This window comes from Bartonella sp. MR30HLJHH (assembly GCF_042194195.1).
GTDB lineage: Bacteria > Pseudomonadota > Alphaproteobacteria > Rhizobiales > Rhizobiaceae > Bartonella > Bartonella grahamii.
Genome location: NZ_JBHIMO010000008.1, coordinates 16,076 through 29,025, shown reverse-complemented (window position 1 = coordinate 29,025; position 12,950 = coordinate 16,076). Strand labels below are relative to the sequence as shown.

Sequence of the window (12,950 nt, the reverse complement as noted above, 5' to 3'; positions counted from 1 at the left end):
TAAGATTAATCTTTAGAGAGAGTGTAATGATAAAAGAATGGGCACCTGACTCTTGGAGAACAAGGCCAATTAAACAAGTTCCGACTTATCCGGATAAGTCTATGTTAGAGGATGTTGAACGAAAACTGAGAAGTTATCCTCCTTTAGTTTTTGCCGGTGAAGCACGTGATTTAAAAAATGAATTAGCAGCTGTTGCAAAAGGACAAGCTTTTTTATTGCAAGGTGGTGATTGTGCCGAAAGCTTTGCTGAACATGAAGCTGATAATATCCGCGATTTTTTTCGTGTATTTTTGCAAATGGCGATTGTTTTAACCTTTGGTAGTTCTAAACCGGTTGTTAAAATTGGTCGTATTGCTGGTCAATTTGCAAAGCCCCGCTCTTCTGATATCGAAAGTAAAGAGGGAGTTGAATTTCCTGCTTATCGGGGGGATATTATTAATGGCATTGAGTTTGAAGCCGATTCTCGTATTCCAGATCCGCAACGGATGTCTATGGCTTATCGCCAATCTGCGGCAACACTTAATCTATTGCGTGCTTTTTCACAAGGTGGCTATGCTAATTTAGAAAATGTACACACATGGATGTTGAGTTTTGTTTCTAACAGTCCGCAGGGGGAACGTTATGAATTATTGGCAGAGCGTATTTCTGAAGCAATTGATTTTATGCGTTCCATAGGGATTACATCCAAAACACATTCTTCATTGCGTGAAACATCTTTTTATACCAGTCATGAAGCACTTTTGCTTGGTTATGAAGAGGCTTTGACTCGGATTGATTCAACTTCAGGAAATTGGTATGCAACATCCGGTCATATGTTATGGATTGGTGACCGTACACGTCAGATTGACCATGCTCACGTTGAATATTGTCGCGGCATTAAAAATCCTATAGGATTAAAATGTGGTCCTTCCATTGAGTCTGATGAGCTTTTAAAATTAATTGATATTTTAAATCCAGAAAACGAGCTGGGGCGGCTTACTCTCATTACGCGTTTTGGGTATGATAAAGTTGAAAATTATCTGCCTAAACTCATCCGTGCCGTTGAACGTGAGAAGCGTGCGGTTATATGGTCATGTGATCCAATGCATGGCAATACAATTACTGCCAATGGTTATAAGACGCGTCCCTTTGATTATGTTTTAAAAGAAGTAGAGAATTTTTTTGCAGTACATCATGGAGAGGGAACTTATCCAGGAGGCATCCATATTGAGATGACAGGTCGTGATGTTACTGAATGTACAGGAGGGGCGCATGCTATTTCTGTAGACGATTTATCTGATCGTTATCATACGCAATGTGATCCACGGTTAAATGCAGATCAAGCGTTAGAATTGGCTTTTCTTGTTGCTGAACTCCTTAAAAAAAATCGTGTGACTGATTCGTTAGGAATTGCTGTTGGTGGGTAGGAAAAAATTGCCTAATATACTTTTAGGTCATTATGGCAGAAGAGAATTTTTAAAAAAGTGATATTTCCTGATGATGAAGAATAAGTTGTGGTTGCTAAACTGATGAAATGATACAAAGGCTTATGAAAAATGATTTTCGGGTATCAATTGCCCAATTAAATCCTATTGTTGGTGATATTGAGGGGAATTTTTCTTTAGCTGCCATGGCACATCAAAAGGCCAAAGAAGAGGGGGCTGATCTTGTTTTATTCACGGAACTTTTTATAAGCGCTTATCCGCCGGAAGATCTTGTTCTAAAACCTGCTTTTACAAAAACATGTGAAGAGACTGTTAAGAAATTAGCAAAGATAACCGTAGGCGGACCAGGAATTGTCATTGGTCTTCCATTAAGACGCAATGGCAATATTTACAACGGTGTCATGCTTCTTGATGAAGGGCGAGTCATTGCCGAAAGTTTGAAGTTTGATCTACCTAATTATGTTGAATTTGATGAAAAGCGTTTATTTTCTTCAGGCCCACGACCTGAGCCTCTTATCTATCGTGGGGTAGGACTAGGAATAGTGATTTGTGAAGATATTTGGAATGATTCTTCACTTTGTGCGGAGCTTGGTAATAAAGGAGCGGAAATTATTCTTGTCCTTAACGGATCTCCCTACGATCGTAATAAAACCTTAAAACGTATCGATGTTGTTCATACGCAAGCTCTCCGATCTGGGGTAGCAATTATTTATGCTAATCAAGTTGGTGGTCAAGATGAGCTCGTTTTTGATGGTGGGTCTTTTGCCTTGAATGGAGAAGGAAAAAAGATATTTCAAATGAAGCACTTTGATAGCCATATTGCTTTGAGCCATTGGCAAAAAATAACGACGGGATGGCACTGTATTTCAGGTCCTAATGAAAGTCTTCTCAATGGATTAGCGGCCGATTATCAAGCTTGTGTTTTAGGTTTGAGAGATTACGTTAATAAAAATCGCTTTAAGGATGTTATTCTTGGTCTTTCAGGAGGAGTTGATTCAGCCCTGTGTGCGGCAATGGCGGTGGATGCTCTTGGCTCTGAGAGAGTTCGCACCATTATGATGCCTTATCACTATACTTCACAAGAATCGTTAAAAGATGCTAAAGAGTGTGCACAACTTCTAGGATGTCATTATGAAATAATACCGATTGAGCAACCTGTTGAAGCTTTTTTGAACACAATGGCGCCATTTTTTTTAGGGTTGCCGTCTGATGTGACAGAAGAAAATCTTCAAAGCCGTGTACGTGGAACTATTTTAATGGCACTTTCCAATAAATTTGGCTCAATGGTAGTGACAACAGGCAATAAGTCGGAAATGGCTGTGGGATATGCAACACTGTATGGTGATATGAATGGCGGGTTTAATCCTCTTAAAGATATTTATAAAATGCAGGTTTATGCATTAGCTGAGTGGCGCAATAAAAATCACTTGCACAATTTGAAAGGACCAGAAGGAATTGTCATTCCATCCAATATTATAGAAAAAGCGCCTTCTGCAGAGCTGCGGGAAAATCAAAAAGATGAAGATTCTCTTCCGCCTTATCCTATTCTAGATGATATCTTGCAATCTCTTATAGAAAATGACATGAGTATTTGTGATATTATTAAACGTGGGTATTCACGGGAAACTGTTGAGAAAGTTGAACAGCTTCTTTATGGTGCCGAATATAAAAGACGACAATCTGCACCCGGTGTAAAAATCAGTTACAAGAGTTTCGGACGCGATCGTCGCTATCCCATAGTCAATCATTTTCGCGATAAAAATTGAGTATTATTTTATGGTTAAAGTTCGTTTTGCTCCCTCTCCAACAGGTTATATTCATATTGGCAATATCCGTATTGCGCTTTTCAATTGGCTTTATGCGCAAGCGCATAATGGAGCATTTATCTTGCGCTATGATGATACAGATGTTGAACGTTCTAAACAAGAGTATATCGATGCTATTGCTGTTGACCTTGAATGGCTTGGTATTCAACCAGATGCAATTTATTACCAATCTAAGCGATTTAATCGATATGATGAAGTTGCGGAAATTCTCAAACAACGCGGGCTTCTTTATCCCTGTTATGAGACTGCAGAAGAATTAGAACGGCGTCGTAAAATCCAGCTTTCACGCAAATTGCCTCCTATTTATGACCGTGCAGCATTAAAATTGACAGCAGAAGAGAAAAAAAACTTTGAATCACAAGGTCGTAAACCCCATTGGCGTTTTCTTCTCCCTAATTTTGAAAATGATCCTCTACAAACAAAGCGAACAGAAGTTTGTTGGAATGATGCAGTAAAGGGAAAGCAGACGATTGATTTGGCTTCTCTTTCAGATCCTGTTCTTATTCGTGAAGATGGAAGCTATCTTTATACATTGCCGTCTGTTGTTGATGATGTAGATATGGCTATTACGCATATTATTCGTGGGGATGATCATATTACAAATACAGGCGCTCAAATTGCTCTTTTTAAAGCTCTTAATGCAGAATTACCGGTTTTGGGCCATATCAATTTATTGGCAACAGTTTTAGGAAAAGGACTTTCAAAACGTAACAATGATCTTTCTATTCGTTCTCTACGGGAAGAAGGATTTGAATCTATAGCTGTTCAATGCCTTGCCGTTTTGATTGGGACATCGCAAAATGTGCATCCCTATCCCAATCAAGCAGCGCTTTTAGAACATTTTAATCTCCAAGATACGTCAAGATCCGTTGCAAAATTTGATATTGCTGATCTTCTTGCTTTAAATAGTCATCTTGTTCATGAATTAAACTATGAGGAAGTAAAAATGCGCCTTAAAAAACTTTCTATTGAGGGAGATAAGGCGGAATATTTCTGGAACGCGATAAGAAGTAATATTAATAAAGTCAATGATGCTGTTTTGTGGTGGAAAATCATTCATGATGAACAGAATTTTGATACAGTGGCACTAGAGGATCGTGCTTTTGTGCGCCAATCACTCGATTTCTTACCTGAAGGTGCTTTGAATGAGGAAAGTTGGAAAATTTGGACAACAGAATTAAAAGAAAAAACAGGACGTAGTGGGAAAGCTTTATTTATGCCATTACGTCAGGCACTTACAGGCATGGACCATGGACCTGAAATGGGAAAAATTTTGCAGCTTTTAGGGCGTGAAAAGGTAGCAGAAAGACTCTCTAGAAAATAAGAGCGGCTTTTTTTAAAGCATTTCGTTCATTTCATTCTTAAAGAGAGTAAAGAACGAATTTATTTACACGTTTTTATAAGCATGAAAGCAGGAATATCATCACCAAATCCAAGGGGCGTGTAATTCTTATTTTTTCGTGGGCGTTGTTGCTCAGATGGCTTCTCTTTATTATTTGCATTTTTGACATATTCTGTTTTATTCTCTTCTACAGATTTTTTAGTGTGAGCAACAGGCTCTTTTTGAGCAGTTTTCTTTGATGATTTTGAAGATTTTTTCTTTACAACAATATCTTCTGTTTGATCATCGGCTATTAAAGTTGAGAAATCTCCATTGAGCCATTCAATTTTTTCATTACTCATTTCCTCAATGGCATTGATATATTTTTGATCAGCTTTTGTCACAATTGTAAAAGCTTTTCCGCTACGATTTGCACGCCCTGTACGACCAATTCGATGGATATAGTCTTCAGCATGTGTAGGGACATCATAGTTAAATACATGACTTACAGCTGGGATATCAAGTCCACGGGCAGCAACATCAGATGCAACAAGAAGCGTGAGTTTATTGTCTTTAAAATCGGCCAATGTGCTCATGCGCGAGTATTGGTCCATATCTCCATGAAGTGCCCCTACACTAAAATTATGCCTGACGAGAGATCTAAAAAGTTCAGAGATATCTCTTTTTCGATTACAGAAAATAATAGCGTTTTGAAGCTCAGCACCTTCATTATGAATAAGTTCTCGCAAAACAGCTCTTTTATCCCATGACTTACTTCCAGATTTGACGAGCCGTTGTGTAATTGTGGTTGCGGTTGAGGATGCTTTTGTAACTTCAACAGATACAGGAGAATGTAAAAATTGTTTCGTTAGTTTTGTAATTTCTGGCGCCATTGTTGCAGAAAAGAACAAAGTTTGACGCGTAAAAGGAGTTAGCTTACAGATGCGTTCAATATCAGGAATAAAGCCCATATCCAACATGCGATCAGCTTCATCAATAACAAGGATTTCAACGCCCATCAGGAGCAGTTTACCGCGCTCGCAATGATCAAGAAGGCGTCCTGGCGTTGCGATAAGAACATCAGCTCCCCGTTCAAGTTTGCGATCTTGCAGTTCAAAAGAAACTCCACCAATCAAAAGAGCAACATTTAAACGATGATTTATTCCGTATTTATCGAAATTTTCTTCAACTTGAGCTGCAATTTCTCGTGTTGGTTCTAAGATGAGCGTACGGGGCATTCGTGCTCTTGCACGACCTTTTTCAAGGAGAGTGAGCATAGGCAATACGAAAGAAGCGGTTTTACCTGTTCCCGTTTGGGCGATTCCTAAAACGTCTTTTCTTTGAAGGACATGCGGAATTGTTTCACTTTGAATAGGTGTTGGAGTTGTATATCCCGCTGATTTCACCGCATTAATAACCTTTGCGGAAAGACCTAAATCATCAAAACTGTTTAAAGATGGTATCATTTTTTTATCAATTGCTCTGTGATTTTAACTGCGCTACCTAAATGATGATTATAACCAATATTCTACACTCTTAAAAAGTGTTAAGATGTTTTCACAAAAAAACTAACTATAACAATCATATACATATAAAACGCATAATACAATCATTAATAGCGAAATTGTTCTGATAAAATGCGCTCATCCCATGAATGATTTGAGTCAAAAAGGATTGAAGCTGTTACTTCTGTTGCCATTGAAATAGTAACTGAATGAACAGATTTAACTTCAATATTATCTGCAGCAGCGTTGACAGGGCGTTTGTCAGGTTCAAGCATATCAAAGCGCACTATTACTGTATTGGGAAGCAAAGCTCCATGCCAACGCCGAGGGCGAAAAGGACTAACGGGAGTGAGGGCCATAAGGGGGGCCATAAGAGGTAAGATAGGTCCTTGTGCTGATAAATTATAGGCGGTCGATCCAGCTGGTGTAGCGACGAGGACACCATCACAACTTAATTGTTCCATGCGTACATTGTTATCAATGGTGATGCGAATTTTTGCAGCTTGATAAGATTGCCGAAAGAGGGATACTTCATTAATTGCAAGCGCCTCGATAGAATCTTGATATTCAGATTTTGCAATCATTCGCAGGGGATGAATTTCTTTTTTATGTGCGACAGCAATACGATTGGGCAATTTTTTTTCATGAAATTCATTCATAAGAAATCCTACAGAACCTTGATTCATGCCATAAATAGGTTTGCCTGTGTTCATGACGTCTCGTACGGTTTGTAACATTGTTCCATCACCACCGATTGCAACAACAATATCAGTTTCTTCCAGAGAAGAATGACCATAAACGGAAATTAATTTATGGGTAGCTTTGATAGCATCCTCAGTTTCTGCGGAAATAAAATGAAAGCGACTTGGTAATGTAGTCATTAAAAAATTATCCTGATATTTATAATGTATGTTGTAACTTATTTTTGAGAGTTTTGAAGTTGTAACAAAAGCTCTTTTTATAATAAAAAGAGCATTGAATAAAGAGAAGTTATTTCAAGGTAAAGTATCATTGAAAAATAAGAGGAGTGCGTTGTTAGATAAGTTACAAACAAGTAATTTTTTTATTAGAATGATAATTTAGCATTGAAGCTAAGAGTATGATTAGTTAAAAGACCATAACTGATTTTAATAATCAGTTTGAAGCACCCGTAGCTCAGCTGGATAGAGCGCTGCCCTCCGAAGGCAGAGGTCACAGATTCGAATTCTGTCGGGTGCACCAAATTCTTCAACTTCATACCATCCTAAATAACAATATTACCTAAGAAGAAGTTAATTTCCTCTTTTATGAAAATGGTCATTTGAGTTGTTTATTAAGTTTTATAGCGAATAAGAAAATGATTTTAAGAGAAGTAAAATTTACGATTGCGTATATAACTTTTCGGTTAGTCATTTTGAATATCGAGATAAAAAGCAAGATTATCTAAATATGCTTTCAATTTAACTATAAACATTTATAATATAAAAATACATATTAATTCAATATATTATTGTATAATTGATCTGGCAATTTTGACAGTAGATCGTTAAATATATCGTTTTGAGCATTAAAATAGATAGCTAAATTTGCTTTTATTCTATTTTGGGAGCTAAAGGCTGTTATGGCGAGATGGAACGCGGATGAGGAATATCACCAGTTAAAGGAATAATAATGGGGATAAAAATAATCGTCAAGATTTGAATTATTTCAAAACGCTGTATTCGGTATGGTTATTATGGTTTTGAGAATGGGTATCGGGAAATTTCTCTATACACCAATATTGCCAGTTATATTGGATGAGGGATTGTTTACCTTTAATCAACTTTCTCACATAGCTAGCGCTAATTATGGTGGGGGAGTATGTTCTTTACGTTTGGCAGAATTTGGAATATCTCTCGTGCTCCTCACATGCTATCTTGTGCAGCTATAGTAATGAGTGCACTTATTATTTTATTTCCATGGCGTTAACACTTGGTCCTTTTGATCCGATTTGCTTCTAGTGTTTTGAGTGTAGCAATGATGGTTTTGAGTCCTATTATGGTCATGTAGCATAGCCATAATGGGCGGATTATTGCTTCGCTTTATGCAGGTGTAGGAGTTGGTGTTCTACTAGGTAATGAATATGTTATTATTAGTTTGAACAGGGCGCTTGATGCGACAAACATTTGGTTTGAAGTCGGCTTAATGTTTGTTCAAAACTTTTAAAAACATACAGGTTTAATTATGACAACAATATCAAAAAACACTCCCGTTATTTATTCCATTGCAAATGAAATCGCTCCTGTTAATAAGAAAAAACATCCAAAAAATATGAATTGACCAATCAAATGGATTTCGTGACTAGTCATATATTGTATCGCATTTGTGCTTTAAAAGATTTTGGTGATGTAAAAAAGCGATCTAGATAGTTTTATTGAAAATGAAAACAACCATCTCTCATGATGACAATTGCTGGGTTGCTGATAATGCATGTGTTGTAAAATCTGGTCGTTTTTATGAAAATGCAAGGGGCTATGGCAATGCTGCCATTGGTGGCTATGTGTATGGCAATGCCCTTATATGTGATAAAACCCGCGTGTATTCTGGTGCTCATGTTTATGACAATGCTCATCTTTCTTATAACGTTTGAGTTTATCATTATGCGCGGGTTTATGGAAATGCAAAATTATCCGGTAGTGTACCTATTCATAGCAATGCCGAGGTTTATGATTATGCTGTTGTTAGTATGGCAAGGTTTATGGCAATGCCAAGATCTCTGGTTATTTCGTGATTAGAGGTAATGTATATGGTAATGCAAGAATAAAAAGACATAGCGATTTATATTCGGTTCTCATAAATTATGAGGTTTATGAAAGTGATAACGTTGTCAAGCTTGATAAGCAGAACAAATGACAGGCGTGGAGAGCACCTTTATGATGGCTATAAACCCATCATAAAAGAGAAAATTCATAAAAGAAAGCCGTGCCAATTGATATGACGCGGCTTTTAAATAGAGGAGCTACAGATCATACAAAAGAAATCAATAATGAATGTATATATACAACGTATCATATTGCAAGCGCTCTATTTTATTGATTAAAACTTATCAAAAGGAACGTAAATGACAGGTATGATTTTTAATCATTCATTTGAATTACAGAACCTATGAACACTTTTTTATGGTTATAAAACGTATTAAGAATAACGCCCTCATTTTTGAGGGGGAATTTGAAACAAAGCACACTATCAAAATGCCTCTTTTAAAACGTTTTTTGCTTGTTTGCTTGCGTTATATCATTAAAAGGCTTTTGATTTCATAAAACATAACATTATCAACTTTATTATCTGTTGTGATGATAGTATCTATATAATACCTACTTGTCATTTACTAACTTTTTAGTAAGCGGCGCTTTAAAATCGACTTTCTTTAAATCCTTTTATGTGTTCTTAATGAATTAAAATCTATCTTATGATAGCTTCAAACGATTACGTTTTTAACAATGCGATTTGTGTGTAGATAAAAACGTATCATAAAATTTATGAATTGTTATGAATGATAGCTTCTTTTCACGTCATTTGAATGTTTACATGCGTTATAACATTTGCATCATAATTTGCTTTTTATAGTCTATTCATACATGGCAATTGTTTATAAAAAATGGTCAATTGAATCACGTATAAAAGTGTGGATTCTAAATGGAATTTATATAAAATAATTTCACACAACGTATTGACTTTGTTGTGTGTTTTTTATGATAAGATTCCATCTCGTTTAGACGTTGCAAAAGAAATCACCAAAGATCTTATTGATAAGATTCTTCTCTTACACGGCAGTATCAATTTTGTTTGCAAAAACCCTGCTTCGCTTTTGACTTTTGATATGGATACGACCTCTTTTGAGGTAGAGCAAAGAATTTTTTAACCATAGAGAGTGCAACAGCGCTCTTCAAAAATCTTGATTGGTTTGTTGAGGAAATTAAAGAGGTAGATAATTACTCAGCACGTTATCAACTACCAGATCATGAAGTACAAGTTCTTTATAATGACGCAATTATCAAAGGTTATCCGCAATTTGATGTTGAATTTTCGGTTAGTACTGGTATTTTAGCTGCTGCCTGCATGGTAATTAATTCCTATCAATTCTCAGCACTTACAAGATCTAAAACTTGATTTTGATAAAAAGTGGTTGAGAGTTTGTGAAGAAGAAATATGTGCGAATTGATTGGAATTAGAGCTTGATTATGTCTTGAAATGGGCGATGGAAAAAATTGATCTTCATAAATGCTTTTATTCCAGATATGGAGCATTACCTTGGCAAAAGAGTGAAGTTGAGGCACATAAAGTTATCAAGATAGATGATGCAGATTATAGCTTACTTCATATTGCTGCACTGGTTTTATTGGGTGATGTTGCAACCTTACAATCTTATTATCAAAGTTTTAGTGCAGGGGATCATTTAGGCTTTGATGAAAATACCCAACAGATTCATCTTGAACGTGCATTGGCTTTAGCTAAAGAAGTGGTGAAATCTAAGCAACTCAGCTACACTTTAGTTGCAAAAGTAGCAAAAAATATGAGCCTTCTGGAAGAAAAACAAAGTTCTTAATAAGAGTGTTCCAGAGCGGCGGAGCTTCATTCTTTGAAGGAAAAAATAGCTAAATTTATCGAAACAAAAGATAAGAAATATCAAGAAGATCTCAAAAAATTATAGGAGCCAGAGTCTAGTTTAACACTGCCATCATCAGTTGAGTGAACCCAACAATGGCGGAGCTCTATCCATTGGCGGAAATCTGATGTTTGAAAGAGGGGTTCTTGATGTGAAGGTAATATTGTAATAAATAATTATTATAAATTCAATATGTTATATATATTCTTTATTTTTGATATTAATGACCATTGACAAATAATTTTGCACCACTTTCTCTCTTACAGCTTTTCGTAAATTATCAATAAAAATTTTTTGTAATGAAAAATTCGTTGATAACATAACTTTTGTATGTTCATTACTTTACGCTTAAAAAATATAAAAATAATGAAATGCAATTAAGTCATCAACTTCTTATTCTTTTCAATTTTTAATCATAAAAAATCTTTTTATTCATCTTGCTTATAAAAAGAATTAGCTTCTTTCTGGTAAGACAATTGGAGAAATAAGGATTTTAGATATGTTTCGACGTTCCATTTCAATCACTTTAAAGTGTAAACCATCAGTTTCAAAACTTTCTCCCTCATTTGGTAAATGACCAAACTGCCAAAGCATAAAGCCTGCCAGAGTCGTATAACGATCTGCTTCATCTACAAGGTTACGCCCAAGATAACCACTTAAACGGCGGATATCAGCATATCCCTCAACAAGAAGACTGCCATTTTCAAGTCGTTCTGCGATCATGAGTTCTTCATCGTCATCAGGAAAGTCTCCTGCAATAGCTTCAAGAATATCGGTTGGTGTTGCAATTCCTTCAAAAGATCCATGCTCATCAACAATAATTGCAAGCTGAATCGAAGAATGACGTAATTGCTCCATCAATCGTAAAACACTTGTATTTTCATGAACAACGAGGGGTTCTCGCATAGCTTTTTTCCAATTAATCTTTTTCCCCTCAGCCAAATTCAAAAGAAGATCTTTTGTCAATGCAACGCCAACAAATTCATCTACTTTTTCACGCGCAAGAATTAAGCGGCTATGTTTAACCTTTTGTAATTCTTCACGCATTTCATTTTCATTAGCATTTAAATCTAACCACTCAATCTCATTACGTGGCGACATGATAGAGCGAACAGGGCGATCAGCTAAATCGAGAACACCACGAATCATCTCCTTTTCTTCTGGTCTAAACAACTCAGAAGCAGCAGCTTGTTCCGCAATAACGTCTACTGTCTCAGCAAGGTGACTATCTTTGCTTCCTCCTCCTAAGAGCCTCAAAACAGCATCAGCTGTTCTACTGCGTAGATCATTCGTTTTAATCATTTTTTCACGGTTACGACGTCCAATTTGATTAAAAGCTTCGATGAGAACAGAAAAACCAATAGCAGCATACAAATACCCTTTTGGAATATGAAAACCAAATCCTTCAACAATGAGAGTAAAACCAATCATCATCAAAAAACCAAGACAGAGGATTACAATAGTGGGATGACGATTAATAAAACGCATAAGAACACCAGATCCGCACATCATTACTCCCATAGCAGCTATGACTGCGATATACATAACTGTTGCCTGCTCTTTTGCAATCATACCTGTTGCGGTAATAATACTGTCTAGTGAAAAAACGGCATCCAGCACCACGATTTGAACAATTACTTGCCAAAAAACAGCATAAGCAACGCCTGTTTTTCTTTCATGTGATACCCCTTCTAACCTTTCATGTAATTCTAGCGTTCCCTTTGCTAGCAAAAAGGCTCCACCACCGATTAAAATAAAGCTATGCCAACTAAAGACAAAAGATGAAAGTGAAAGAATTACCCTATCGAGTCTCATAACCCATCCAATAACTGTAAGAAGGAAAAGCCGCATAATTAATGCTAAAGTAAGACCTAGAAAGCGTGCGCGGTCACGCAAATGCAGTGGCAATTTTTCAGCTAAAATTGCAATAAAGATAAGATTATCTATTCCTAAAACAATTTCGAGAAAAACCAACGTGATCAAACCAAACCACGCATGGGGATCAGTGATCCATTCCATCATTCCTTACCTTTTAGAAGCTTAAAAGCGCGCGATTGACAAAAAAAATTCATAGGCTTTTATTCGTATATTGGATCATGAACATTGAATGTAAAAAAACTTATATTCAACGAAAAAAACAGCAAAATATTGCTTGAATGCATGTGATTATTGATAAAACAAAATGATGCCCCATCCCGCTTACAACCACAAGAAGGTTCCTCTAAATTTTTCTCGGGCATTATACTCGAT

10 protein-coding genes and 1 tRNA gene are annotated in these 12,950 nt (G+C 36.4%); 8 read left to right on the top strand and 3 right to left on the bottom strand.

The window, feature by feature from the left end; translation table 11 throughout:
- Positions 1-26: 26 nt before the first annotated feature.
- The 3 genes from ACFIKR_RS05960 (at position 27) to gltX (ending at position 4,574) form a co-directional block, all read left to right on the top strand.
- On the top strand, positions 27-1,406 hold the full coding sequence (locus tag ACFIKR_RS05960) for a class II 3-deoxy-7-phosphoheptulonate synthase (protein ID WP_012755064.1): 1,380 nt from the start codon (positions 27-29) through the stop codon (positions 1,404-1,406).
- 122 nt (positions 1,407-1,528) lie between these two features.
- On the top strand, positions 1,529-3,190 hold the full coding sequence (locus ACFIKR_RS05955; RefSeq protein ID WP_375659213.1) for an NAD+ synthase: 1,662 nt from the start codon (positions 1,529-1,531) through the stop codon (positions 3,188-3,190).
- A 10-nt stretch (positions 3,191-3,200) separates the two neighbouring features.
- The gene (gene gltX / locus ACFIKR_RS05950) at positions 3,201-4,574 is read left to right on the top strand and encodes a glutamate--tRNA ligase (RefSeq protein WP_375659212.1); all 1,374 of its coding nucleotides are present in this window, start codon (positions 3,201-3,203) and stop codon (positions 4,572-4,574) included.
- A 59-nt stretch (positions 4,575-4,633) separates the two neighbouring features.
- Here gltX and ACFIKR_RS05945 read toward each other — a convergent pair whose 3' ends face one another.
- Entirely contained in the window at positions 4,634-6,037 is a 1,404-nt protein-coding gene (locus tag ACFIKR_RS05945; RefSeq protein ID WP_375659211.1) for a DEAD/DEAH box helicase, read from the bottom strand.
- 146 nt (positions 6,038-6,183) lie between these two features.
- A complete protein-coding gene (locus tag ACFIKR_RS05940; protein ID WP_375659210.1) occupies positions 6,184-6,957 on the bottom strand; it encodes an NAD kinase in 774 nt (257 codons plus the stop codon).
- 263 nt (positions 6,958-7,220) lie between these two features.
- On the opposite strand from ACFIKR_RS05940, the gene ACFIKR_RS05935 reads away from it, so the two are divergent.
- The 5 genes from ACFIKR_RS05935 (at position 7,221) to ACFIKR_RS05915 (ending at position 10,640) form a co-directional block, all read left to right on the top strand.
- Positions 7,221-7,297, top strand: a tRNA-Arg gene (locus ACFIKR_RS05935).
- Between the two features lie 484 nt (positions 7,298-7,781).
- Positions 7,782-7,985, top strand: a complete 204-nt coding sequence (locus ACFIKR_RS05930; RefSeq protein WP_375659209.1) for a YbfB/YjiJ family MFS transporter — start codon at positions 7,782-7,784, stop codon at positions 7,983-7,985.
- Positions 7,986-8,122: 137 nt separating this feature from the next.
- Positions 8,123-8,260: a YbfB/YjiJ family MFS transporter gene (locus ACFIKR_RS05925; RefSeq protein WP_375659241.1), complete on the top strand. Its 138-nt coding sequence runs from the start codon at positions 8,123-8,125 to the stop codon at positions 8,258-8,260.
- A 214-nt stretch (positions 8,261-8,474) separates the two neighbouring features.
- Entirely contained in the window at positions 8,475-8,684 is a 210-nt protein-coding gene (locus ACFIKR_RS05920; RefSeq protein ID WP_375659208.1) for a hypothetical protein, read from the top strand.
- 1,608 nt (positions 8,685-10,292) lie between these two features.
- The gene (locus ACFIKR_RS05915; protein WP_375659207.1) at positions 10,293-10,640 is read left to right on the top strand and encodes a DUF6990 domain-containing protein; all 348 of its coding nucleotides are present in this window, start codon (positions 10,293-10,295) and stop codon (positions 10,638-10,640) included.
- 513 nt (positions 10,641-11,153) lie between these two features.
- On the opposite strand, the gene ACFIKR_RS05910 is transcribed toward ACFIKR_RS05915, so the two are convergent.
- Complete coding sequence (locus ACFIKR_RS05910) at positions 11,154-12,722, bottom strand: TerC family protein (protein ID WP_375659206.1); 1,569 nt, start codon at positions 12,720-12,722, stop codon at positions 11,154-11,156.
- Positions 12,723-12,950 lie beyond the last annotated feature (228 nt).

What these genes read in the sequence shown, in the direction of transcription:
- ACFIKR_RS05955 (WP_375659213.1), top strand. Translation starts at nt 1,529, where the DNA reads ATGAAAAATGATTTTCGGGTATCAATTGCCCAATTAAATCCTATTGTT.
- ACFIKR_RS05920 (WP_375659208.1), top strand. Translation starts at nt 8,475, where the DNA reads ATGAAAACAACCATCTCTCATGATGACAATTGCTGGGTTGCTGATAAT.
- ACFIKR_RS05940 (WP_375659210.1), bottom strand. Translation starts at nt 6,957, where the DNA reads ATGACTACATTACCAAGTCGCTTTCATTTTATTTCCGCAGAAACTGAG.
- ACFIKR_RS05930 (WP_375659209.1), top strand. Translation starts at nt 7,782, where the DNA reads ATGGTTATTATGGTTTTGAGAATGGGTATCGGGAAATTTCTCTATACA.
- ACFIKR_RS05960 (WP_012755064.1), top strand. Translation starts at nt 27, where the DNA reads ATGATAAAAGAATGGGCACCTGACTCTTGGAGAACAAGGCCAATTAAA.
- gltX (WP_375659212.1), top strand. Translation starts at nt 3,201, where the DNA reads ATGGTTAAAGTTCGTTTTGCTCCCTCTCCAACAGGTTATATTCATATT.
- ACFIKR_RS05945 (WP_375659211.1), bottom strand. Translation starts at nt 6,037, where the DNA reads ATGATACCATCTTTAAACAGTTTTGATGATTTAGGTCTTTCCGCAAAG.
- ACFIKR_RS05915 (WP_375659207.1), top strand. Translation starts at nt 10,293, where the DNA reads ATGGAAAAAATTGATCTTCATAAATGCTTTTATTCCAGATATGGAGCA.
- ACFIKR_RS05910 (WP_375659206.1), bottom strand. Translation starts at nt 12,722, where the DNA reads ATGATGGAATGGATCACTGATCCCCATGCGTGGTTTGGTTTGATCACG.